Consider the following 21638-nt stretch of genomic DNA (forward strand, 5'->3'; position numbering starts at 1 on the left):
CCGCCGCCTACATGTTCCCGCTGCGCAGTCTCGCCGCAGCAGCCGGCAGCACCGATGCACGGCGTTGACAGGGCCTGCCCCGCAAACCATCTCCCCCCTCATGACCACTTCACCTTCTGCGCCGCCGCTTGCCGCCTGCATTGTGCCCGTGACCCCGTTGCAGCAGAATTGCACCTTGATGTGGTGCACCAGGACGATGCGGGGCGCGCTCGTCGATCCCGGCGGCGATCTCGACAAGCTGAAACAGGTGGTGGCGGAAAAAGGCGTCACGCTTGAAAAACTGCTCGTCACGCACGGCCATCTCGATCATTGCGGCATGACCAAGGTGCTGGCGGAAGAGCTGGACCTGCCCATCGAAGGCCCGCATCCCGATGACGCGTTCTGGATCGATCAGGCCGAGGCGCAGGGCGCGCGCTTTGGCATGACGGGCACAAAAGCCTTCACGCCCGAGCGCTGGCTATATGAGGGCGATCAGGTCACCGTTGGCGAACTGACGCTGGACGTCATTCACTGCCCGGGACACACGCCCGGGCATGTCGTTTTCCACCATCCCCCGTCACAATTGCTGATCGTCGGCGACGTGCTGTTCCAGAACAGCATCGGGCGCACCGATTTTCCGAAAAGCAATCATCAGGATCTGATCGACGCCATCACGCAAAAATTGTGGAAGCTGCCCGACAGCACCGCGTTCGTGCCCGGCCATGGGCCAATGTCCACCATCGGTCAGGAAAAGAAGACCAATCCCTTCGTCGGCGCATATGGCTAGGTCCGCCGCCTTGACTCCGCTTTGCCTAGCCGACCACGCCGAACGCCAGCAGCAGGCCCCAGCTGGCGAGCGTTAACAGCACGGCCCATGTCAGCAGCACGCCGATCACGCGCGGTTTGTTCTCGCTGTACATCGTCATGCCCCACCCGTGCAGCACGCGGGCCAGGACGAGGACTGCCGCAATGACGATCAGGCCTGTGCGCGGGCCAACGGCCAGCTCTATCAGGCCCATCAGGATCAGGATCAGCGGCACATGTTCCGCAAAATTCGCGTGCGCGCGCACCCGGTAGAGCAGATCCTCGCTTTCACCGTCGCCGATCAGCACCTTGCCGCCGATTCGGCCCTGTACGACGCGCAAACTCAATAACCAGAAATAGAGGCCCAGCACGGCGGCCGTGGCAAGCGTGACGGTCAACATGGCAATCATCCCCTTTGAAATCGCGGGCGACGCCTAGCATGTCTGGTTCAGCTTGCAAAAGCCCGGCAACGCGCTATATCGCGCCGCTTGTACCGGGCCGCCGCCCGCGTGCACGAATCGCTCGTGCGTCCGCGTTGCCGGCCTCCAAATGAAATATAGCTGCAAGTCAGGAACAGGTGCCCCATGGCCGTCCCGAAAAGAAAAACATCGCCAGCCCGCCGTGACAAGCGTCGTTCACATCACGCGCTGAAGGCTGCGAACTATCAGGAATGCACGAATTGCGGCGAGCTGAAGCTGCCGCATCATGTGTGCGGTTCCTGCGGCCATTATAATGGCATGGAAATTATCGAAGTCGGTCTGTAGCCGCAGAAAGATGCACGGCCGCCGCGCCGCCCGCACATTTTCCGGCATGAACAAGTCTTGTAACGGTCGCCGCTTTCTGGCGTACGAGGGCACATGACTGTGAAACCCATCCTCGCGCTCGATATCATGGGCGGCGACGAGGGGCCTGCGGTAACGATTCCCGCAGCGGCTCTTGCACGCATGCGTTACCCGGAAATGCGCTTTCGCCTGTACGGCGACGAAACTGTCATCAGATCGGCTTTGTCATCCTATCCCGATCTCGCCGCCGAGGCCGAGATCATCCACACCGATGTCGAGGTGCTGGGCACTGACAAGCCGAGCCAGATCCTGCGGTCGGCGCGCAAATCCTCCATCGGGCTTGCGGTCGGCGGGGTGAAGGCCGGCGAAGCACATGCCGCCGTGTCCGCGGGCAATACCGGCGCCTTGATGGCGCTGGCGAAAATCGGCCTGCGCACAATGCCCGGCATCACGCGTCCGGCGCTCGCGGCGCTGCTGCCCACGATGAAGTCCGACGTCGTCATGCTGGACCTCGGTGCCAATGCCGAATGCGATGACGAGAATTTAAGCCAGTTCGCCGTCATGGGCGCCGCCTTTGCGCGCATCGTCCTTGGCATCGACCGCCCCTCCGTCGCCATCCTCAATATCGGCGAGGAAGAACTGAAGGGCACGGATGACCACAAGGAAGCCGCCGATGCGCTGCGCGCCGTCGATCTGGACTTCACCTATGCCGGCTTTGTCGAGGGTGACAAGATCGGCCGCGGCGAAGTGGACGTGATTGTCTCGGACGGCTTCAGCGGCAATATCGCGCTGAAGGCCATCGAGGGCACGGCCAGGCTGGTCGTGGAGCTTCTGCGCCGCGCCTTTCGCGCCAATCTCTGGTCGATCCTGGGGTTCATCATGTCAAAACGCGTGCTCTCCAGCCTGCGCGCGCACCTTGATCCCAATGCCCATAATGGCGCTGTTTTCCTCGGTCTGAATGGCATTGTCGTGAAATCGCATGGCAGCGCCAATGTCGAGGGGTTCGCCAATGCCATCGGCGTCGCGCATGATCTGGTTGCCGACAACATCCAGCAGCGCATCGCCGACGACCTCGCCCGTTTCAACGATCAGCGCCTGAGCGCAAAAGAGCAGCAGGCTGCCGCGGAATGACCGGCTTATGACAGAATCGATCCTGAGGGCCCGCCTGATTGGCACGGGCAGCTACCTGCCCGCCAATGTGGTCACGAACAGCGACCTGGCCGCGCGCGGCATCGACACCAGCGACGAATGGATCATCGAACGTACCGGTATCCGGCAACGCCACATCGCCGCCGAGGGAGAGATGACCTCTGACCTGGGCGTCGTCGCCGCACGCGAAGCGCTGAACGCTGCCGGGGTAAAGGCAGGCGATATCGACCTGATCGTCGTTGCCACCGCGACACCCGACCATACGTTCCCGGCGACCGCAACGTCGATCCAGCAGAAACTTGGCATCGGCGACTGCGTGGCCTTCGACGTCCAGGCCGTGTGTTCGGGCTTTCTCTATGGTCTGGGCGTCGCCGATGCGATGATACGGGCCAGCGGGCACCGGAACGCTTTGCTGATCGGTGCGGAGACTTTCAGTCGCCTGCTGGATTGGGAGGATCGCGGCACCTGCGTGCTCTTCGGCGATGGTGCGGGCGCGGTCGTGCTGCGTGCGGAGACCGGGACGAAGGGTGTCCTTTCCTCCAAACTCCACGCCGACGGTGCGCATCGCGATCTGCTCTATGTTGACGGCGGGCCTTCCTCCACGGGCACTGTCGGCAAGCTGCGGATGTCGGGCCGCGAAGTGTTCCGCCACGCCGTCAAGAACCTAGCCAGCGTGGTGCAGGAAGCGCTCGATCTCGCCGGGCTGAAGGAAAACGAGATCGACTGGATCGTCCCGCACCAGGCGAATCTGCGCATTCTGGAAGCGACGGCGAAAAAACTTGGCCTCTCCATGGATGATGTGATTGTTACCGTCGACAGGCACGCAAATACGTCCGCCGCATCGGTTCCGCTTGCACTCGATACCGGCGTGCGGGACGGCCGGGTAAAAGACGGCGACCTGCTGCTGCTCGAGGCGATGGGCGGCGGATTTACATGGGGCGCTGCGGCGGTACGGTGGTAAAAAAGGGGGGTGTGCCCTTTTGTTTGGCAGGTAAATGCGATAAACTTGGGTTAAAAATAAGGGGATGTTGAAATTATGTCGGACAATCACACACTGACCCGCGCCGAAATGGGCGATGAAGTACACGAACAGATTGGCCTGTCGCGGACGGAGTCGGTGCAGCTTGTGGAAACGGTTCTCGACCGCGTTTCCGATGCGCTCGTGCGCGGTGAGAATGTGAAGATTTCTTCATTCGGCAGCTTTGTCCTGCGCGACAAGAACCGCCGCATGGGCCGCAATCCCAAAACGGGTGAGGAAGTGCCGATCGAACCCCGGCGGGTCTTGACCTTCCGCCCCAGCCAGATCATGCGGGATCGCATTAACGGTAAGTAATTGGTGGCATAATGGCAAAATCCGCGGACGCGTTTCGTACGATCAGCGAGGTTTCAAAGGATATCGGCGCGCCGCAGCATGTGCTTCGATTCTGGGAAACCAAGTTCAAGGATGTCAGCCCGCTGAAACGCGGCGGCGGGCGCCGCTATTACCGACCGGACGATGTAGCGCTGATCCGCGCGATCAATCATCTGCTCTATACCGACGGGTACACGATCAAGGGCGTCCAGAAGCTTTTGAAAGAGCAGGGCGTGAAGGCTGTGATCGCGGGTGGGCCTGCCAATTCCCTTGCGGCATCCACGGCTCAGCCCGCCGCTGCACCCGCCGCGGCCGCGCCGATGACGTCATCGGCGTCCGGCACGCCTGCCACTGCGCCCGTTGCGGTACCCGACCGTCAGATGATCGGGGGCCTGACCCGGATCCGCGACCGCCTGAAGGCCGCCGCCACCGCCGCCCGCGCCGCTTAGACATTAGGATACGCAATAAAGCCCCCGCGCCTAATTGTCGGCCCAGGTCCTCAGCAATGTCCACGCAATCGCCATGGGCGGCGGCGCGTTGACAGGGCCATTGCCTGCGAAGACCGCATGGATCTCATCCTTCGTGAACCAGCGCGCTTCCTCCAGCTCATCATCGTCCAGCCGGATTTCGGTCGTCTCCGCTTCGGCAAAGGCCCCGATCATCAGGCTTGAGGGGAACGGCCATGGCTGGCTGGCGACATGGGCCACACGGCCGATTCGAATGCCGGCTTCTTCATGAAGTTCGCGCCGCACGGCTTCATCGATCGACTCGCCGGGTTCCACGAAGCCCGCGAGCGCCGACATGAACCCCTTTGGAAATTGCGGCTGACGGCCCAGCAGGCACCTGTCGCCGTCCAGTGCCAGCATGATCACCACCGGATCGGTGCGCGGGAAATGCTCCGCGCCGCAGCCGCCGCAGCTGCGGGCATAGCCTGCCTTTGCCAGCGCGGTCATCGCCCCGCAATTGGCGCAAAAGCCGTGCCGCTGATGCCAGTCCACCAGGGAGCGGCCATGCGCGGCGATTGCCGCATCCGCAGGCGACAGCGTCATCGCCGCTGCGCGCACGTCTCGCGCCTCGCCGTCCAGCCCTTCGGCGGACATCGCCGCGGCAAAACGCGGCATGCCATCGTCCAGCCCCAGGAAAATTTCCAGCGCCTCATCGGCCAGATCCGACCTGCGAATCCAGCCCAGGCGGTCGTCGTCGATCAACGGTTTCAACTGATCGAACGGCAGCCACCGCGCACCCGGATGCATGCGGGCGGCGAACACCGCCTGCGGGTCCCGGCGCATATGGTCGGCGCGGTCGATGGGCGAGCCGGAAAATCCCGTCGCGGCCGGTGCGAAGGGGCGGGAAAACAGATCAGTCAAAATCGGTCCTCAATCTTTCACGCGGCCAGATATTTTTCGCGCAGCTCACGCTTCAGCACTTTGCCGATGGCGCTGCGCGGCAGTTCATCGACCATCACGACATCCGACAGACGCTGCGTTTTCCCGACCCGTTCATTGGTGTAGGTCTTGATCGCATCGGGTGTCGCCGCACCAACGGCAAAGGCGATGGGCGTTTCGCCCCATTGTTCGGATGGCACGCCGACGACGGAGATGTCCTCGACGCCGTCACAGCCCCGCGCGACGGCTTCGATGTCGGACGGGAAGATGTTGAACCCGCCGGAGATAATCATATCCTTCTTCCGGTCGGTCAGGATCAGGAACCCATCCTCATCCAGACGGCCGATATCCCCCTGCCGGAACCAGGCATCGCCATTTTCATCGTGCCAGATCATCTCCGACGTCTTGTCGTCGCGGTTCAGATAGCCGTTCATCATCGTCCCCGACCGCCCGACGATCTCGCCGGGTTCGCCGGGCGCGACTTCCCTGCCGTCTTCGCCCAGCAATTTGACCTCATGTCCCGGCAGCGGGACGCCGACCGTGTGCAGCTTGTCGGGGTGCTCGTCACAAATCAGGACAAAGGAACACCCGCCCTCGGTAAGGCCGTAATATTCAACCAGCTTGCCAGGCCAGCGCGCCACCACATCCGCCTTCAGCTCCGCGGCGAAGGGCGCCGAGGTGCACGTCTTGAACCGGAACGCGCTCAGGTCGAACCTGTCGAAATCGGGGTCGGCCATGATGCGCCGGTACTGCACCGGCACCAGCATGGTGTGCGTTGCCCTGGTCGCTTCGGCAAGCTCAAGAAAGCGCCGCGCATCGAATTTCTTCATCAGCACGACTGTCCCGCCCCACGCCAGCGTCGGCAGGAACGTCACCAGCGTCGTATTGGAATAAAGCGGCGTCGAATTGATGATGACCGCTTCGTCATATCCCGCCTTTCCGCCCGCACCCATCTGCCGCCAGCGCATGGTGTTGGAATGCACGATCCCCTTTGGAACGCCGGTCGTACCGGACGAATAGATGATGTTGAACGGACCATCGGGACTGATCGTCACCGGCGCCGGCACCGCATCCGCGGGCGCGATCCAGTCGGCCCAGTCCGTGCCCACATCACTACCGTCCATGGCGACAAACCCCGCCGTCAGCCCGTCCGCGTGATCCGCCAATGTCGCCCGCGTGCCGGCATCCAGAAACGCCAGCCGTGCGCCCGAATCGGCGATCATCGCGGCCATCTGCGCGCCCGTGACGCCTGGCGCGATGGGCGCGACCGCGCCGCCTGCGCGCAGGACGCCCATGTACAGCGCCGCATAGCGCACCGACGTGGCCGCGCAGACCGACACGGCCTCGCCCATCCCGACACCCTCACGCTGCAGCGCCGCCGCCACGCGGTCCACCTGCCGGTCAAATTCGGCATAGGTCAGCGCGTCGTCATCCATCCGCACCGCGATCCGCTCGCCCCTGCGCGCGGCATGGTCGCGGATAAGGTCGGACATGAACCCAAAGGGCGCTTCAAGCTGTACGGCGGCGGGCGTCGTGGTCAAAAATCGTCTCCCAAATCGGGCCCGCGCTGATCCCGACGCAAAACGTGCGCCCCCAAAGGCATCGTCGTTGCTGGGCAGCGCCCGCGGCAGGGATGGTGCGGGACGGTCATCCAGGGAGAGACTAAAGGGGCAGGCGCGGCGGCGCACCCTCACCAAAATTGGCGGCGCTAGCGGAAATTGTCCGAATAGGCCTGAATTTTCAGCCGGTGCACCCGCGGCGGCGCGACCGAATAGGCGACGTCCTTCTTCTCGGCATAGGCAATTGCCTGTTCCCGGCTATCGAATCGCAATTTCAGCTGCTGTTTCGTGTCCGCACTTCCCGCCCAGCCCGTCATCGGGTCATGCCGCTGCCGGGCATTGGGGACATATTCCAGGACCCACTCATCGGCGCGGGCCTTGCCGGATTGCATGGCGCTCATGGCGCGCTGGTAGATTCGGGCGGTCATACACGCGAGATGCCCCGCCGCGCCGTCAAGGTCAATGCGGCGTCGACGGCTGCTCTCGGCGACCCCAGCGCCAGGCGGGCGCGAATGACGCGCGCTAGGCGTCCTCGTCGTGGGTCACCGCCCACACCACGCTTCCGGCCGTGAAGCCGTGAATGATCGTCGATGCCAGAATCGTGAAGGCGACCACGGCCCACAGGGTTTCGGTCCGCGTGAACTCCGCATGCGTCGCGGCATATGCCAGATAGTAGATGGAACCGAGCCCGCGCACGCCGTAAAACGCCACCACGCCGCGCTGCTTGAGCGTCAGTGCGCTGCCGGTCAGCGAGAGCATGCCCGCGACGGGCCGGATCACGAAAATCAGGGCAAGCCCCACGGCGGCAATCTGCCAGTCGAGATGGGGCCAGAGGATCGGGAGCGCCCCGCCCAGCATGACAAGCAGGATCGCGGTCACCGCATGTTCCAGCGATTCTGAAAAATCATGCAGCTTGCGATGAAACTCATGTTCCGATTCGCAGCGGCGTAGGACCAGCCCCATCGCGAATACGGCAATAAACCCATAGCCCTCCACCAGCTCGCAGGCACCATAGGTGAACAACACGCCCGCAAAGGCGACAACGCCCGACCCGGTTTCCGACAGGCTGCTTCCGCGTGGCAGCGCGAACATGATCCTGCCCAGCAGCCAGCCCGCCCCCGCGCCCGCAAGGGCTCCCACGATGATTTTGTAGAAGACATAGATTCCGGCCCATTCGGCCATATCGAAATTGCCGGCGGCAAGCAGGATCGCCAGATACACAAAGGGAAAGGCGAGCCCGTCGTTCAGACCGGCCTCGCTGGTGAGGGCGAACCGTACAGGGTGTTCACCGCCCTCCAGCGGCGGGCCGACCTGGACATCCGCAGCCAGCACCGGGTCGGTCGGCGCAAGAACAGCGGCCAGAAGGATCGCCGAGGCAAGGCCCAGGCCAGCCATCACCCCGAGCAAAGTCACAGCCAGCAGACAAAGCGGCATACCGATCAGCAGCAGGCCGGTCGCCGGACGCCAGACCTTGAAATCGGCAAGCCTGTCAATCCTTAGCCCGGTGCCGAACAGGGCGACGATAACGGCGAACTCGCTGGCGACTTCCCACAGGACCGGCCGGTCGATGGGAGCGAACGCCTCTGGCATGCCGGGCAGGAAGCCGAATACGGCAAATCCACCCAGGATCAGCAGCCCCGACGCCGCTGGCTCCCGGCCCGAAACAAAACGCGGCAGCCAGTAGGCCGCAATGATGACCAGTCCGCAGCCCGCCAGCAGCACATGATAGGGGCCAAGGCCAAAGAAGTCGCTGTCGTTCATATGTGCCGGGCCATTGCGCGCGTAGGGACGATGATGTCGATCACTACCTTAAAGAGCGGTGCAAACGCCGCCGTCAATACGGACACCGCCGGGATTCCAGCCGGTATTGCGACAGGGCCGTTCAATAGGCCCGGGCAATGGCGAAACGCACGGTTTCCAACAAGGCGTCCTTCGCTGCGCCGGCTGGGAAGTCCGCGATCGCGTCCTGCGCCAGGCGGCCATAATGCCGTGCACGCTCAAGCGTATCGTCGATCGCGCCCGCGCCCGCCATAAGGCGGCAGGCCTCGGCGAAATCGGCATCGTCGGTTTTGCCGTCCTCAATGGCTTTGCGCCAGAAAGCGCGGGCCTCGTCATTTCCGCGTTTATAAGCCAGAATAACCGGAAGGGTTAATTTTCCTTCGCGAAAATCGTCACCAGCGTCCTTGCCCATGGTTTCGGCATCGCCGCCATAGTCGATTGCGTCGTCGACCAGCTGGAACGCGATCCCAAGATACCGGCCATAAGCCTCCAGCGATTCGATCACCTGTTCACTCGATTCTGCGACCACACCGGCAATCTGGCAGGCGGCCGAGAACAGGATGGCGGTCTTGGCGGTAATCACCCGCAAATAGCGGTCTTCGGTCGTGTCGATCCGGCGCTGTGTCTGCAGCTGATCGACTTCACCCTGGGCGATGACCGCACTTGCCGACGACAGGATCTTGAGAACGCGCAGCGAGCCGTCCTCGACCATCAGCTCAAAGGCACGGCTGAACAGGAAATCGCCGACCAGCACGGTCGCCTCGTTCCCCCAGATCAGGTTGGCCGCCTTCTTTCCGCGCCGCTGTCCGGAGCCGTCCACCACATCGTCGTGCAGCAGGGTCGCGGTGTGGATGAACTCCACCGACGCCGAGAGCTTATGGTGCCGCGCACCTTCATATCCGACCAGCCGGGCGCAGGCGAGCGTCAGCATGGGGCGCAGACGCTTGCCGCCGCCGGAAATCAGGTGTCCGGCAAGCGCGGGAATGACCGCGACATCGGATTGCATGCGCGCCAGAATGATCTCGTTGACGCCGTTCAGCTCGGGCGCGACCAGCTGCATCAGTGGCTCGATGGACGCCGGCCTTTGCCCTCCGGACAGCTGATGAATCGTTGCGCTCATAATGATCTTCACGCCCTGCTCTTCGATAGTGTTCCCGTCTGCGCGATGCGTGCGGGCTTGTCACCGGTACAATTGGACGCAAATGTGCGTTTATGTCCGATCACACCGCAACCCTTGCCCAATATCGCGCCAGCATCGACAATATCGATGCGGCGCTGGTCCATATTCTCGCGGAGCGCTTCCGCATAACCAAGGCCGTCGGGGAGTTTAAGGCCAGGAATGGCCTTCCGCCCGCCGACAAGGCGCGCGAGGCCGACCAGATCGCCCGGTTGCGCAGGCTCGCCGGGAATGCCAATCTCGACCCGGATTTTTCAGAGAAATTCCTGAACTTCATTGTCGCCGAAGTGATTCGCCATCATGAGCAGGCACGCGATAAAGGCGACTAGGCTCGCGCAATCATGAAACCGCCACTAGCAGGGATTAGATATGGCCACCGGTTCCCCCACACTTACCCGCCCGCCCGAGGCCGCCACCGACTGGACGGTGCCGCAGGACTGGGACCGGTTCACAGCCGAAGAGCATGATGTGTGGGACACGCTGTTCGCGCGCCAGTCGAAGCAATTGCCCGGCCGCGCGGCGCAGCCGTTCCTGGACGGCCTCGACGTGTTGCATCTGTCGCGGCCCGGCATCCCGAATTTTGAAGAGCTCTCCGAAAAGCTCATGAAGACCACGGGCTGGGAAGTCGTCGCCGTGCCGGGTCTTATTCCAGACGATGCGTTTTTCGATCATCTGGCCAATCGGCGGTTTCCGGCGGGTAATTTCATCCGTACGGCGGATCAGCTGGATTACCTGCAGGAACCCGACGTGTTCCATGATGTTTTTGGCCATGTCCCGCTGCTCGCCGACCCGGTGTTCGCGGACTACATGCAGGCCTATGGCGAGGGCGGCCTGCGAAGCCTGAAATTCGGCGCGATCCACAAGCTGGCACGGCTTTACTGGTATACTGTCGAGTTCGGGCTGATCCGCGAGGACGACGACCTCAAAATCTATGGGGCGGGCATCGTGTCCAGTCACGGCGAAAGCATCTTCGCGCTCGATTCGGACAGTCCGAACCGCCTAGGCTTCGACCTGAAGCGCACCATGCGCACCGAGTATCGCATCGACGATTACCAGCAGACCTATTTCGTCATCGACGATTTCGAGGGCCTGCTGCAGCAGACGCAGGAAACCGATTTCGCGCCGCTTTATAGCGAGCTTGAAACGCTGGAGGACCTGCCGGTGACCACAATCCTGCCAGAAGACCATGTCATGACGCACGGCACGCAGGCCTATGCGCTGGCGAAGGCCGCGGGTTAGTTCACCCGCTTCAGATATTGCGGCGGATGCGCACCGGCGGCGTTCTGCTCCCAGCCGGAAATCCCCGGACGGACGAGCGCCCATCTGACCGGCGAGAAGAGCGGGATGATCGGCGCGTCTTCCGCGATCAACCGCGCCGCGCGGCGAACGAGGTTGATCCTCGTCCCATTGTCGACTTCGTCCGCGGCAGCGTCCAGCAGCCTGTCGGCATCGCGGTTGCAATATCCCCCCGCCCCCATATCGCAGGTGAAGGGCCGCAGGAAAAAACGCGGGATTTGCCCCGGAGCGATCCGCTCAGACACGGCGAGGTCGTAATCGCCGCTTTCAACGGCGCGGCGATGCATGGCGGCGGAGCGCTTATAGGCGCGGACATGGATGCCAAAGTCCCGCCAGCCATCGGCAAGCTGCGCCAGGACGCCCTCATGTATCGCGCCGCGCGGCAGGGCGACATCCAGCGTGATCGGCGTGTCCGGGCTGACGCCCGCCTCCAGCAGCAGCCGCTGCGCCTCGGCGGCGCGCACATCGGCCGGCCAGACCGCCCAGTCCGGCACCGCGCCCGCATAGGTTTCGGGCAAGGTCGGTGCGAGAGGGCCATAGGCGGCCTGCATGCCGACAAGCGCGAAATAGCTCTGCACCAGCTGTTCACGTGCCACGGTCATGGCGAGCGCGCGGCGGATACGAACATCCGCCAGCGGACCGCGCGCGACGTGCGCGACATAACCATAGAGCCCGACGCTCGGCTCCAGCCGCAGGGACGCGCTGAGCGCGTCCGTGCGCACGCGCCTGATACCGTCGGTACGGCCGCCCAGTACGATATCCACCTCACCCGCTTCGAAAGCGGCGATGGCATCGTCAGGCATGGCCTTTGCCAGGATCAGCGGCGAAAGCGGCATGTCTTCCTCAGCGACAAAAGCGGTATTCCGGACAAGGCGTTTTGCCGCGGGCGTATCGTCCGCGACCATATAGGGACCGGAGGGCGGTGGCGGCGTATCGGCACGCACGATCGCGAGCGAGGGATGCGCGAGGAGCGACAGTAGCGCAGGATATGGCCGATCCAGCGAGATCTCCACGACATCGGGCCGCGGATCGGCAATGCCAAGCATGCGGGCCGGCTTGCGGTTGCCGGACACCGCCTCCGCCTCTGCAATGTCCATCAGATAGGGTTTCACCGGCACGTCCGAACCCGGCGCCATTCCGCGGCGTAGCACCGCCACCACATCGCCTGCGGTAATGCGCCTACCGTCCGGCCAGGCCGCGTCGCGCAGCTTGAAAATATAGGTCCGGCCTTCGTCCAGCACGCGCCAGCTGACCGCGAGGGACGGGACGATGCGTCCATCGGGTGCGCGCGTCGTCAGGCCAAGGTGCGTCGCGCCAAGCAGGAAGGTATCATGGCCCTCCATACCGGCATCACCCGTCCCCTCATCGGCAATGATGAGGATGGAAATGGGGGCCTCGCCGGTCCCCGTGCCTTCGCCCATGCCGCACGCCGCCAGCGGGACAAGGATCAGCAGGAAAATGAGGAAGCGCATAGACCCTATTAGGCATAGCGGCGCCATCAGGCGACAAGCAATGCTGGGTCATGCAAAGGAAAATGGTGACCCCTACGGGACTCGAACCCGTGTTTCAGCCGTGAAAGGGCCGCGTCCTAACCACTAGACGAAGGGGCCACGCGCAGGAACGGAGGTCCAAGCGGGAACGGCGGTCAGATAAAGACGCGATCCGCCATGGTCAAGCGGAGTCCGCGCGTTGCGACGCTTTGATCCGGAAAAATCGGCGAATCATGGCACATTCGCCGTGGGTGTGAACCTTCCAGAGACGCGGCCACGTTCGCCTGTTGCACTGTTGACGGCCGCATCAAAAGTAGACCGGCCACTACCCAGATCGATGATCAGGCGCTGGCCCCTGAGGACGTCGCCGCCGCGGGTCAGCACCACATTGCCGATCATGGTGATCTGGCTGTTCGGAACATCGTAGATGGCAGTCGCGGCCCGGGCCGTCTCGGCAGGTGTCGTCACGCGCACGCCGCCATCGGCATCCAGCCGATCGACCTGCACATCGCCGCCCGCCTGCGCGTAAAAAATACGCACGCGCTCGGCGGCGAGGTCGAGCGAACCCTGTTCGATCTTCACATTGCCGCTGACGATGGCCTGATTCTGCCGGTCGCGCACCTCGATGCGCGCCGCCTCGAAATCGATTGGCGCGTTCCTGTCATGGTTCCGGATCGAGGTGCCGGGCAATTGCTGCGCGGTCGCCACGGCGGTCACGGCAGCCAATGCCATCGCCGCCATCAGGGAAAGCGAGATCGTCTTCATGGATTGATCCTCATCCTCGTATTGCCTTCCAGCACCAGCGTCCGTTCGTTGATATCGGCGCTGAGGCTGTCGGCCGCAAAAGTGCCAAGGGGCAGCGCGCCCATCACGCGGCCTTCGCCAAGCACCTCGCGCGACGGGATGTCCACGGCGACATCGCTGGTGACAAGGCGGTAGCCATCAGGGCGCTGCACCTTGACGGGACCGCTGACCAGCAGCCGTTCCTTCTCAAGATCATAGACGCCGCGCGGCGCCGTCACCAGCGCGGCACCGCCGTCCATCTCCATACGCGCCGACAGGCCGGTCAGCACGACCTGCGGATTGGCGCTGGTCTGCTGGATGCCGCTAGCGGCGCGGATCATGAACGGACGGCCCTTGGCATCCTCGCCGCGATAAATCGCCGCGCCCAGACGCATGCGGTCACCGGCCATCTCGACCTGATCCTTTGACAGGATGAAGGAAAATTCGCGGTCCTGGGTCAATGGCCAGATCAGCCCGGTCAGCAGGATCAGGACCGCCATAACCGGAAATACCCAGCGCAGCAGCTTCGCCGCCCGGTCCCAGGACGAGCCAGGGCGGGCCCAGGCACGCCGCTCCTTCGCCTGCGCCTCGGCGGCATCGGAGATTGGGGGGACGGCGACTTCGGTCATGACATCACATTCACCACAGAAGCCGCGTCAGGAACAGCGCCTATTCTCGCGGTCCCCGTGCATATGCCTCCTATTCCCTCAGCTCGGCGTCCACGGCCTTCGCCGCAGCGGCCACGACCTTCGCCGACAGCGCGCCGATCTCGTCATCGGTAAAGCTTGCCTCTCCCGGCTGCATGGTCACACGCACCGCGACGGACACTTTGCCTTCGGGAACGCCCGCGCCCGCGAACAGATCGAACAGACGCGCGCCGGCGATCAGTTTCCTGTCCGCATTCGCGCAGGCGCGCACCAGATCGGCGGTGGCAACATCCCGGTCCACCAGAAATGCGAAGTCGCGCGTCACGGCCTGCAATGCTGGCGGCGTGAAGGCGGCGCGCGCCCGCTTCGCCTTTACGGGCGGCAGGGCGTCCAGATAGATCTCGCAGACGGCGACGCGGCCCCTCAGCCCGAATGCTTTGGCAATGCGCGGATGCAGTTCACCAAATTCGGAGAGCAGCTTTTTCGGCCCCAGCTGTATGCGCCCGGACCGGCCCGGATGATACCAGTCCGCCGCGCCGCGCACGACCTGCAGCTTTTCGACAGGCGCACCCGCCGCGCCGAGCGCCGCCAGCGCTTCGGCCTTCGCATCGAACACGTCGAACCCGGCTTCGCCGCCCGCGCGCCAGTCGGCTTCGCGCGACAGGCCCGCCATGACGACACCGACTGTGGAACGCTCGCCATCCGGCAGGTAGCGCCGCGCAAGTTCGAACAGCCTGGCACCCGATCCGCCGCGATCGATATTCGCCTTCGCCGCGGACAGCAGGCCGGGCAGGGTGGAGGGCTGCATGACGCCAAGATCGGTGGAAATCGGATTGGCAAGCACATGCACGCCGCCGCCAAATGCCGCCGCTTCCTGTTCGGAAATGAAGCTCCAGCTGACCGCCTCGTCCAGGCCGCGGGCGGCCATGGCACGGCGCACGCGGCGCTCCGTCAGCTGCTCGGCCGTGGCCGTCGGCCTCGCCACTCCCTCCGCGCGCGGCAGCGGCGTTGAGGGGACATTGTCGATACCGTGAATGCGCACGACTTCCTCGACAAGATCGGGCGCACCGTCCACGTCACGCCGCCACGACGGCACGGTGACGGCCCAGGGTGACGCGCGGTCCACATCGAAGCCAAGCTTCGCAAGGCTCTCCGCCTGCTCGTCCTCGGTAATGTCGACACCGGACAGGCGTGCGCACAGCGCCGGATCATAGTGCACGATCTTCGCCGCCGTCGGTGCGCGGCCAGCCTCGACAATTTCCGACGCCTCACCGCCGCAAATCTGCTGGATCATCCGCGTCGCCAGCGCCAGACCCGCCGTCAGAAACGCGGGATCGACGCCGCGTTCGAACCGCGCGCGGGCATCGCTGTTCAGGTTCAGCTTCCGCCCCGTGCGCCCGGTCGCGACGGGATCGAAATAGGCGCATTCGATGACGACATCCGTTGTTTCAGGGCCAACACCCGTGCGCGCACCGCCCATGATGCCGCCAATGTCATGCGCGCCGGCATCGTCGGCCAGCACGGTCATGGTTTCATCCAATTTATAGCTCTTGTCGTTCAGCGCCTCGACCTCTTCGCCCGGCTTGGCGCGGCGCGCGACCAGCGCCCCGTCCAGCCTGGCAAGGTCATAGACGTGCAGCGGACGGCCGCGATCGAACATGATGTAATTGGTGATGTCCACCAGCGCATCGATGGGCTTCTGGCCAATCGCGGCCAGGCGGCGCTGCAGCCATGCCGGACTCGGGCCGTTCTTGACGCCGCGCACGACGCGGCCGTGCAGGGCCGGGCAGCCGCTGGTATCGTCGGTGCGGATATCGATAGGACAGGGAAAAGCGCCCGGCACCGTTTCCACCACACCGGATCTCAGCGTGCCCATGCCCGCCGCCGCCAGATCACGCGCAATGCCGTAAACGCCAAGCGCATCCTGCCGGTTCGGCGTGATGCCGATTTCGATGACCGGATCGTCGAGCCCGGCATAGTCAGAGAACAGTTCACCGACCGGAGCGTCCCGGTCCAGGTCGATAATGCCGTCATGTTCTTCCGACAGTTCCAATTCGCGCTCCGAAACCATCATGCCGGACGACGCCACCCCGCGAATCTTCGTCGGCTTCAGAGTCATATCTGTGCCGGGAACATAGCTGCCCTCCGGCGCGAACACGCCCTTCATGCCCGCCCGCGCATTGGGCGCGCCGCACACGACCTGCACGGGCGCGCCGCTGCCGGTATTCACGCTCAGCACCTGCAGCTTGTCGGCATCCGGGTGTTTCTCGGCGGTCAGGACCTCGGCGATGCGGAACGGCGCAAGCTTTTCGGCGGGGTTCTCGATACCCTCGACCTCCAGGCCAAGCGCGGTCAGCTGCGCACTGATCTCGGCGAGCGTTGCATCCGTATCCAAATGCTCTTTCAGCCATGACAATGTGAACTTCATGCGCCGACTCCGCCGCTAAGTGTCGGCACGGCAAAGGGACTGAAGCCATAATGGCTGATCCAGCGCCGGTCGCCGTCGAAGAAGGGGCGCAGGTCCGTCATACCGTATTTCAGCATGGCGAGCCGGTCGATGCCCGCGCCAAAGGCGAAGCCCTGCCACGTATCGGGGTCCAGATTGCAATTCTCGATCACGCGGCGATTGACCATGCCGGAGCCCAGAACCTCCATCCATTCGTCGTCACCGCCAATGGTCAGCTGACCGCCCGAGAACGAGCAGCCGACATCGACCTCCGCCGATGGCTCAGTGAAAGGGAAATAGCTGGGGCGCAGGCGCAGCACAATGTCGTCGGTTTCAAAAAACGCCTTCAGAAAGGTTTCCAGCGTCCATTTCAAATGCCCCATGGTGATGTCGCGGTCGATGACCAGACCCTCGACCTGATGGAACATCGGCGTATGCGTCGCGTCGGAATCGCTGCGATAGACACGCCCGGGGGCGATAATCCGGATGGGCGGTTCCTCATCCATCATCGTGCGGATCTGCACCGGGCTGGTATGCGTCCGCAGCAGCTTTGGCGCGTCTTCCCCCACAGCCGGGAAATAGAAGGTGTCGTGCATCGCGCGCGCCGGATGATGTTCGGGAATATTGAGCGCGGTGAAATTGTGCCAGTCGTCCTCGATCTCCGGCCCCGTCTTCACGGCGAAGCCAAGATCCGCGAAAATTTCCGCCAGTTCGTCCATGACCTGACTGATCGGATGGATGTTGCCGGGTCGGCCGCCATCTACGGGCAGGGTGACATCGACGGCTTCGGCGGCAAGGCGCTGGTCGAGTTCGGCGGCTTCCAGCGCGCCCTTCCGCTCGCCAAGCGCGGCCTGCACGGTCTGGCGCATCACGTTCAGCGCCGCGCCCGTCGTCTTGCGCTCGTCGGGCGACATCTTGCCCAGCGTCTTCATCAGCGCGGTGATGGCACCCTGTTTGCCCAGCGCCTCGATCCGAATCGCTTCGACATCGGCGGGTCCGGACGCCGCATTGATACGGGCGAGCCAGTCGGCGGTTTGCGTGTCGATCTCAATGCTCATGCGAAACTCCAACTCCCCTCCCTACAGGGAGGGGTAGGGGTGGGTCTCAAACAAAAAAGCCGAGGCATGGCCTCGACATATTTTTGGCTCACGACGTTCGCAACCCCCGCCCCTCTCCCTTGGGAAAGGGGCGCCAGGAGCTTAGGCGGCTTTTTCGAGCGCGTCCTTGGCCTGCGTGATGATCGCCTTGAAGGCCGCGGGCTCTTCCATGGCAAGACCCGCCATGACCTTGCGATCGAGTTCGATCCCGGCAAGCTTCACACCGTTCATAAAGGTCGAATAGGTCAGGCCTTCTTCGCGGACAGCCGCGTTGATGCGCTGGATCCACAGGGCGCGGAAGTTGCGCTTGCGGACCTTCCGGTCGCGGTAAGCATATTGGCCGGCCTTGTCGACGGCCGCGATGGCCGTACGGATCGTGTTTTTGCGGCGACCGGAATAGCCCTTCGCCTGCTTCAGGATTTTCTTGTGGCGTGCATGTGTCTGAACACCGCGTTTGATACGTGACATAGTGGAATTCCGCTTCAATTATGTTCGGGCCCGGCGCTACCGCACGGCCCGGAATAAGGATTACAGCCCGTAAGGTGCCCATTTCTTGATGGCAGCCGTATCGCATTTCGCCAGCACCTTGGTGCCGCGATTCGTGCGAATATACTTGGCATTGTGCGACATCAGGCGGTGGCGCTTGCCAACCACACCGTGCTTCACCTTGCCGTTTGCGGTAATCTTGAAGCGCTTCTTCACGCCGCTCTTGGTCTTGAGCTTGGGCATTTTCGTCTCCTGTTTCAAAACGATAAAAAGACCGCCTCGGCAGCCCACACTGGCCGGACGGTCACATCGAAGGTCGCCATCTAGGCAGCGGCCGGTGAAAACGCAACCGATTCCCCACGTACCGCTTTATCCGCGCCGACTTATCGGATACGCGCGAAAACGGTCTTCGCAGGTCGGCCTACTCTGGCCCTGCACTCGAAATTAATGCTGGTCGGCACGATTGGCCTTGTCATCTGGGCATGGCTCATCTTCGCCATCCTCGAGTGGGACAATCCGGGCACGCTCGGCGTGTTTCTGGCCACCACTACACCCACATGGATCAAATATCCGTCGACCAGTATCTATCTGGGGTAGCGGCGCCTGAACGTCGATGCCTGCCTTCGGATTGCCGCCGAAACAGACGTCCCGTGTCCCCGCAAACTGGCCGGAAATACCGTCGCCGCCCGCCTTTTCCTGGCGCGGCAAGTGATCCCTGATCAACGCATCTGACGATGGGGCAGCTGAACGTCAGCCCGCGCTGCGCAGCGCGGCGAGCACATCCTCCAGCCGCGCCGGGTCGCCAAGGGCGATCACGCGCCCGTCGGAGTCCGCGGTCAACGGGTCTCCGTCCCAGTCGCACATCATGCCGCCCGCGCCCTCGACGACCGGCACCAGCGCGGCATAGTCGTGCAATTTCAAGCCTGTCTCTACCACCAGATCGATATAACCTGACGTCAAGAGGCCATAATTATAGCAGTCGCCGCCATAGACCATGCGCGGATGCGCGACCTGTGCGGCCAGCGCCATAAATTGCTCGCCTTCCTGACGGGAAAAATAATTCGGACCGCTGGTGGCCAGGATCGCATCCTTCAATTCGGGACAGCGCCGGGTCCGTGCCGGGCGGTCCTCATCCCCGCCGCCCGCGCGCATGAATCGCGTCTCGCCGCCAATCGCGCCGGCCCAGCGTTCACGGTTGATCGGCTGGTCGATCACACCCAGCACCGGAAAGCCGCCGCGCAGCTGTGCCACCAGCGTCCCGAAAATGGGTCGTCCGGCGATGAAACTGACCGTGCCGTCGATCGGGTCGAGGACCCAGACACGATCCGCGTCAGCGCGCACCGTGCCATATTCCTCGCCGATGATGCCATCTTCCGGAAATGCCGCCTCGATCCGCGCGCGCATTGCCGCCTCTGCCTCACGGTCGGCCTGCGTCACCGGCGAATCGCCCACATGCGCCTTGGTCTCGCTGTCATAGTTCCCGCGAAAATAGCCGCGGATGATGGCGCCCGCGATATCGGCGAGCTCTTCGGCGAATTTCAGATCGAGTGCCGGCGTCATTTCAGGTCAAATTCCTTCAAAATGGTGTCGCGATGTTCATCGAGCGCGGGCGCCTTGGGCCGCGTCGCGGGGTCGTCATAGCCGCTCACTTTCACCGGGTTTCCCGCGGCCATCAGCGGCGTGCCATCCTCGAACGCCGTCATGATCGCCATGTTGCGCGCCTGCACCTGCGGATGCGCCAGCGCCTCGGCGACATTCTGCAGCGGCCCGCACGGCACGCCTGCGGCGTCGAGCGCCGCCAGCCAGTGCGCGGCGGGCTTCTGACGCAGCTGCGCCTCCATCACGGTCGCCAGCGTATCGGCATTCTCCGTCCGCAGCGCATTGGTAAGAAAGCGCGGATTGTCCGGCAGCTTTTCCAGGCCAAGCGCCCCGCACATCGACCTGAACAGCGCGTCATTCCCGGCCGCAATGACGATATGCGCATCCCGGCACCGATAGGCCGCAAAGGGTGTGATCGACGGATGCCGCGCGCCCAGCGGCCCCGGCGCCTCGCCGCTGGTCGCATAGCGCGCGATGGCGTTCTCCAGAATCGCGATCTGCCCGTCCAGCATGGCGACATCGACAAAACGGCCTGCGCCCGCCCCAGCCCGGTCATGCACGGCGCTCAAAATGCCGATGACGGTGAACAGTCCCGCGGTGATGTCGCCGATCGACGTCCCGACCCGCGTCGGCGGTCCGCCCGGATGGCCGGTGACGGACATGATCCCGCCCATCGCCTGCACCACCATGTCATAGGCGGCTTTCCCCGTATCCGGCCCGGTATGTCCAAAACCGCTCGCCGCCGCATAGACCAGCCGGGGATAGCGCGCGTGCAGCGTCTCCCAGCCATAGCCGAGCTTTTCCATCGTCCCCGGCCGGTAATTTTCGACCAGGACATCGGCGGTTTCGAGGAGGGCCTCGAATATCGCCCGGTCGCCCGGGGCCTTCAAGTCAAGGGCAATCGACTGCTTCCCGCGATTGATCGACGTGAAATAAGCGCTCTTGCCGTCCTTGAACGGCCCGATGTGCCGCGCATCGTCGCCAATCCCCGGCCGTTCCACTTTGATCACGCGCGCGCCAAGGTCCGACAGCACCATCGTGCAATATGGCCCGGCCAGAACACGCGAAAGATCAATGATCAGCAGGTCTGACAATGGACCGGCGGGCGGGCGGGCGCTATCGGTAACGCTCATTGCGGGGAATCTGTCATCATGAAGCTGCTCATGTCCTACACTTCGCCCTATGCGCGCAAGGTGCGTGTATTCCTGCGCGAACTCAAGCTTGAGGATATGATTGATGAAGTGCCGGTCGACCCGATCAGCGACCCCGACGAGCTGATCAGCGTCAATCCCGCCGCGAAGATCCCCGCGCTGGTTACGGAAGACGGACTGGCCGTCCACGACAGCCGCGTGATCCTCGGCTATCTGGCCAGCCTGAAGGACGCCGGCGATCTTTATCCGCGGCCGAACGATCCGAAACGCTGGGCGGCGATGACGCTGGCGGCGCACATCGACGCCATATTGGACAGCGCTCTTGCCTGGCGGATGGAGCAGATGCGGCAGCCGGGCGAGCGCTCGATCTTCTGGCAGGGCAGGTGGCAGGGACAGATCGCGCGCGCGCTCGACGCGCTGCCCGAACGCCTGGAACAGGCCCCGGCATATCGGCCCTATGCGGAAATGCTGTCCGTGGTCGCACTCGAATATCTCGATTTCCGTCACCCATCAATGAACTGGCAGGAAGGACGCGGCGAACTGGTCAAGCTGCACGACGACTGGGCCGCCCGCCCGTCCATGGTCGAAACCCAGTTTCCGAAGGGCTGACGCGGCATGACGGTATATGGCGGCACGGCCAGCATCCAGCACTGTAGAGGTCATTCCGATGGCCGATGC

The 21638-nt window shown here is 63.6% G+C and carries 25 protein-coding genes and 1 tRNA gene; 10 read left to right on the forward strand and 16 right to left on the reverse strand.

Annotated elements, in window-relative coordinates; genetic code table 11:
• Positions 1–100 precede the first annotated feature (100 nt).
• Positions 101–766 (forward strand): MBL fold metallo-hydrolase, encoded by a 666-nt coding sequence (locus tag KCG44_RS02715; protein WP_218444051.1) that lies wholly within the window; start codon positions 101–103, stop codon positions 764–766.
• A gap of 25 nt (positions 767–791) precedes the next feature.
• On the opposite strand, the gene KCG44_RS02720 is transcribed toward KCG44_RS02715, so the two are convergent.
• Positions 792–1184, reverse strand: coding sequence for an MAPEG family protein (locus KCG44_RS02720; protein ID WP_218444053.1), 393 nt, complete (start codon positions 1182–1184; stop codon positions 792–794).
• A 183-nt stretch (positions 1185–1367) separates the two neighbouring features.
• On the opposite strand from KCG44_RS02720, the gene rpmF reads away from it, so the two are divergent.
• The 5 genes from rpmF (at position 1368) to KCG44_RS02745 (ending at position 4514) form a co-directional block, all read left to right on the forward strand.
• Positions 1368–1547 carry a 50S ribosomal protein L32 gene (gene rpmF / locus KCG44_RS02725; protein WP_218444054.1) on the forward strand — a complete coding sequence of 60 codons (180 nt, stop codon included), beginning with the start codon at positions 1368–1370 and terminating at the stop codon, positions 1545–1547.
• A gap of 93 nt (positions 1548–1640) precedes the next feature.
• Entirely contained in the window at positions 1641–2696 is a 1056-nt protein-coding gene (gene plsX / locus KCG44_RS02730) for a phosphate acyltransferase PlsX (RefSeq protein WP_218444055.1), read from the forward strand.
• A 7-nt stretch (positions 2697–2703) separates the two neighbouring features.
• Complete coding sequence (locus KCG44_RS02735; protein ID WP_305082486.1) at positions 2704–3675, forward strand: beta-ketoacyl-ACP synthase III; 972 nt, start codon at positions 2704–2706, stop codon at positions 3673–3675.
• 75 nt (positions 3676–3750) lie between these two features.
• On the forward strand, positions 3751–4047 hold the full coding sequence (gene ihfA / locus KCG44_RS02740; RefSeq protein WP_218444056.1) for an integration host factor subunit alpha: 297 nt from the start codon (positions 3751–3753) through the stop codon (positions 4045–4047).
• Between the two features lie 11 nt (positions 4048–4058).
• Positions 4059–4514 carry a MerR family transcriptional regulator gene (locus tag KCG44_RS02745; protein ID WP_218444057.1) on the forward strand — a complete coding sequence of 152 codons (456 nt, stop codon included), beginning with the start codon at positions 4059–4061 and terminating at the stop codon, positions 4512–4514.
• A 30-nt stretch (positions 4515–4544) separates the two neighbouring features.
• Here KCG44_RS02745 and nudC read toward each other — a convergent pair whose 3' ends face one another.
• From nudC to KCG44_RS02770, 5 genes are all read right to left on the reverse strand, one after another.
• A complete protein-coding gene (nudC, locus tag KCG44_RS02750) occupies positions 4545–5432 on the reverse strand; it encodes an NAD(+) diphosphatase (protein WP_255536269.1) in 888 nt (295 codons plus the stop codon).
• A 17-nt stretch (positions 5433–5449) separates the two neighbouring features.
• Complete coding sequence (locus KCG44_RS02755) at positions 5450–6943, reverse strand: class I adenylate-forming enzyme family protein (RefSeq protein ID WP_218444641.1); 1494 nt, start codon at positions 6941–6943, stop codon at positions 5450–5452.
• 215 nt (positions 6944–7158) lie between these two features.
• A complete protein-coding gene (locus KCG44_RS02760) occupies positions 7159–7437 on the reverse strand; it encodes an ETC complex I subunit (protein WP_218444059.1) in 279 nt (92 codons plus the stop codon).
• Between the two features lie 94 nt (positions 7438–7531).
• Positions 7532–8770 carry a cation:proton antiporter gene (locus KCG44_RS02765; protein WP_218444060.1) on the reverse strand — a complete coding sequence of 413 codons (1239 nt, stop codon included), beginning with the start codon at positions 8768–8770 and terminating at the stop codon, positions 7532–7534.
• A gap of 121 nt (positions 8771–8891) precedes the next feature.
• Positions 8892–9908 carry a polyprenyl synthetase family protein gene (locus tag KCG44_RS02770; RefSeq protein ID WP_218444061.1) on the reverse strand — a complete coding sequence of 339 codons (1017 nt, stop codon included), beginning with the start codon at positions 9906–9908 and terminating at the stop codon, positions 8892–8894.
• A gap of 92 nt (positions 9909–10000) precedes the next feature.
• On the opposite strand from KCG44_RS02770, the gene KCG44_RS02775 reads away from it, so the two are divergent.
• Positions 10001–10294 carry a chorismate mutase gene (locus KCG44_RS02775; RefSeq protein WP_218444062.1) on the forward strand — a complete coding sequence of 98 codons (294 nt, stop codon included), beginning with the start codon at positions 10001–10003 and terminating at the stop codon, positions 10292–10294.
• Between the two features lie 40 nt (positions 10295–10334).
• Positions 10335–11204, forward strand: coding sequence for a phenylalanine 4-monooxygenase (gene phhA, locus KCG44_RS02780; protein WP_218444063.1), 870 nt, complete (start codon positions 10335–10337; stop codon positions 11202–11204).
• On the opposite strand, the gene KCG44_RS02785 is transcribed toward phhA, so the two are convergent.
• The 8 genes from KCG44_RS02785 to rpmI form a co-directional block, all read right to left on the reverse strand.
• On the reverse strand, positions 11201–12733 hold the full coding sequence (locus KCG44_RS02785) for an ABC transporter substrate-binding protein (RefSeq protein ID WP_218444064.1): 1533 nt from the start codon (positions 12731–12733) through the stop codon (positions 11201–11203). The genes phhA and KCG44_RS02785 overlap by 4 nt on opposite strands.
• 63 nt (positions 12734–12796) lie before the next feature.
• Positions 12797–12871, reverse strand: a tRNA-Glu gene (locus KCG44_RS02790).
• Positions 12872–12982: 111 nt separating this feature from the next.
• Complete coding sequence (locus KCG44_RS02795; protein ID WP_218444066.1) at positions 12983–13516, reverse strand: LptA/OstA family protein; 534 nt, start codon at positions 13514–13516, stop codon at positions 12983–12985.
• Positions 13513–14163 (reverse strand): LPS export ABC transporter periplasmic protein LptC, encoded by a 651-nt coding sequence (locus tag KCG44_RS02800; protein ID WP_218444067.1) that lies wholly within the window; start codon positions 14161–14163, stop codon positions 13513–13515. Before KCG44_RS02800 ends, KCG44_RS02795 begins: the two co-directional genes overlap by 4 nt.
• A gap of 70 nt (positions 14164–14233) precedes the next feature.
• Positions 14234–16609: a phenylalanine--tRNA ligase subunit beta gene (pheT, locus tag KCG44_RS02805; RefSeq protein ID WP_218444068.1), complete on the reverse strand. Its 2376-nt coding sequence runs from the start codon at positions 16607–16609 to the stop codon at positions 14234–14236.
• Positions 16606–17685, reverse strand: a complete 1080-nt coding sequence (pheS, locus tag KCG44_RS02810) for a phenylalanine--tRNA ligase subunit alpha (RefSeq protein WP_218444069.1) — start codon at positions 17683–17685, stop codon at positions 16606–16608. Before pheS ends, pheT begins: the two co-directional genes overlap by 4 nt.
• Before the next feature lie 141 nt (positions 17686–17826).
• Positions 17827–18192: a 50S ribosomal protein L20 gene (rplT, locus tag KCG44_RS02815; protein WP_218444070.1), complete on the reverse strand. Its 366-nt coding sequence runs from the start codon at positions 18190–18192 to the stop codon at positions 17827–17829.
• 60 nt (positions 18193–18252) lie between these two features.
• On the reverse strand, positions 18253–18453 hold the full coding sequence (gene rpmI, locus KCG44_RS02820; RefSeq protein ID WP_218444071.1) for a 50S ribosomal protein L35: 201 nt from the start codon (positions 18451–18453) through the stop codon (positions 18253–18255).
• Positions 18454–18657: 204 nt separating this feature from the next.
• On the opposite strand from rpmI, the gene KCG44_RS02825 reads away from it, so the two are divergent.
• Positions 18658–18807 (forward strand): hypothetical protein, encoded by a 150-nt coding sequence (locus KCG44_RS02825; protein WP_218444073.1) that lies wholly within the window; start codon positions 18658–18660, stop codon positions 18805–18807.
• A gap of 153 nt (positions 18808–18960) precedes the next feature.
• Here KCG44_RS02825 and KCG44_RS02830 read toward each other — a convergent pair whose 3' ends face one another.
• Positions 18961–19770 carry an inositol monophosphatase family protein gene (locus tag KCG44_RS02830; protein ID WP_218444074.1) on the reverse strand — a complete coding sequence of 270 codons (810 nt, stop codon included), beginning with the start codon at positions 19768–19770 and terminating at the stop codon, positions 18961–18963.
• Positions 19767–20942 (reverse strand): CaiB/BaiF CoA transferase family protein, encoded by a 1176-nt coding sequence (locus KCG44_RS02835; protein WP_218444075.1) that lies wholly within the window; start codon positions 20940–20942, stop codon positions 19767–19769. The genes KCG44_RS02830 and KCG44_RS02835 overlap by 4 nt, the downstream gene beginning before the upstream one ends.
• 18 nt (positions 20943–20960) lie before the next feature.
• Here KCG44_RS02835 and KCG44_RS02840 point away from each other — a divergent pair, with 18 nt between their 5' ends.
• Positions 20961–21569: a glutathione S-transferase N-terminal domain-containing protein gene (locus tag KCG44_RS02840; RefSeq protein WP_218444076.1), complete on the forward strand. Its 609-nt coding sequence runs from the start codon at positions 20961–20963 to the stop codon at positions 21567–21569.
• The last annotated feature ends 69 nt before the right edge of the window (positions 21570–21638 follow it).

Source organism: Pacificimonas pallii (genome assembly GCF_019204005.1).
In the GTDB taxonomy this organism is placed as follows: Bacteria; Pseudomonadota; Alphaproteobacteria; order Sphingomonadales; family Sphingomonadaceae; genus Pacificimonas; species Pacificimonas pallii.

Coding starts and splice junctions, on each gene's coding strand:
- KCG44_RS02840 (WP_218444076.1), top strand. CDS start 20,961: ATGAAGCTGCTCATGTCCTACACTTCGCCCTATGCGCGCAAGGTGCGT.
- pheS (WP_218444069.1), bottom strand. CDS start 17,685: ATGAGCATTGAGATCGACACGCAAACCGCCGACTGGCTCGCCCGTATC.
- KCG44_RS02830 (WP_218444074.1), bottom strand. CDS start 19,770: ATGACGCCGGCACTCGATCTGAAATTCGCCGAAGAGCTCGCCGATATC.
- KCG44_RS02800 (WP_218444067.1), bottom strand. CDS start 14,163: ATGACCGAAGTCGCCGTCCCCCCAATCTCCGATGCCGCCGAGGCGCAG.
- plsX (WP_218444055.1), top strand. CDS start 1,641: ATGACTGTGAAACCCATCCTCGCGCTCGATATCATGGGCGGCGACGAG.
- KCG44_RS02765 (WP_218444060.1), bottom strand. CDS start 8,770: ATGAACGACAGCGACTTCTTTGGCCTTGGCCCCTATCATGTGCTGCTG.
- rpmI (WP_218444071.1), bottom strand. CDS start 18,453: ATGCCCAAGCTCAAGACCAAGAGCGGCGTGAAGAAGCGCTTCAAGATT.
- KCG44_RS02825 (WP_218444073.1), top strand. CDS start 18,658: ATGCTGGTCGGCACGATTGGCCTTGTCATCTGGGCATGGCTCATCTTC.
- KCG44_RS02745 (WP_218444057.1), top strand. CDS start 4,059: ATGGCAAAATCCGCGGACGCGTTTCGTACGATCAGCGAGGTTTCAAAG.
- rpmF (WP_218444054.1), top strand. CDS start 1,368: ATGGCCGTCCCGAAAAGAAAAACATCGCCAGCCCGCCGTGACAAGCGT.
- KCG44_RS02755 (WP_218444641.1), bottom strand. CDS start 6,943: ATGTCCGACCTTATCCGCGACCATGCCGCGCGCAGGGGCGAGCGGATC.
- KCG44_RS02775 (WP_218444062.1), top strand. CDS start 10,001: ATGTCCGATCACACCGCAACCCTTGCCCAATATCGCGCCAGCATCGAC.
- rplT (WP_218444070.1), bottom strand. CDS start 18,192: ATGTCACGTATCAAACGCGGTGTTCAGACACATGCACGCCACAAGAAA.
- KCG44_RS02760 (WP_218444059.1), bottom strand. CDS start 7,437: ATGACCGCCCGAATCTACCAGCGCGCCATGAGCGCCATGCAATCCGGC.
- KCG44_RS02715 (WP_218444051.1), top strand. CDS start 101: ATGACCACTTCACCTTCTGCGCCGCCGCTTGCCGCCTGCATTGTGCCC.
- KCG44_RS02795 (WP_218444066.1), bottom strand. CDS start 13,516: ATGAAGACGATCTCGCTTTCCCTGATGGCGGCGATGGCATTGGCTGCC.
- KCG44_RS02720 (WP_218444053.1), bottom strand. CDS start 1,184: ATGTTGACCGTCACGCTTGCCACGGCCGCCGTGCTGGGCCTCTATTTC.
- KCG44_RS02735 (WP_305082486.1), top strand. CDS start 2,704: ATGACAGAATCGATCCTGAGGGCCCGCCTGATTGGCACGGGCAGCTAC.
- phhA (WP_218444063.1), top strand. CDS start 10,335: ATGGCCACCGGTTCCCCCACACTTACCCGCCCGCCCGAGGCCGCCACC.
- KCG44_RS02770 (WP_218444061.1), bottom strand. CDS start 9,908: ATGAGCGCAACGATTCATCAGCTGTCCGGAGGGCAAAGGCCGGCGTCC.
- ihfA (WP_218444056.1), top strand. CDS start 3,751: ATGTCGGACAATCACACACTGACCCGCGCCGAAATGGGCGATGAAGTA.
- KCG44_RS02835 (WP_218444075.1), bottom strand. CDS start 20,942: ATGAGCGTTACCGATAGCGCCCGCCCGCCCGCCGGTCCATTGTCAGAC.
- KCG44_RS02785 (WP_218444064.1), bottom strand. CDS start 12,733: ATGCGCTTCCTCATTTTCCTGCTGATCCTTGTCCCGCTGGCGGCGTGC.
- pheT (WP_218444068.1), bottom strand. CDS start 16,609: ATGAAGTTCACATTGTCATGGCTGAAAGAGCATTTGGATACGGATGCA.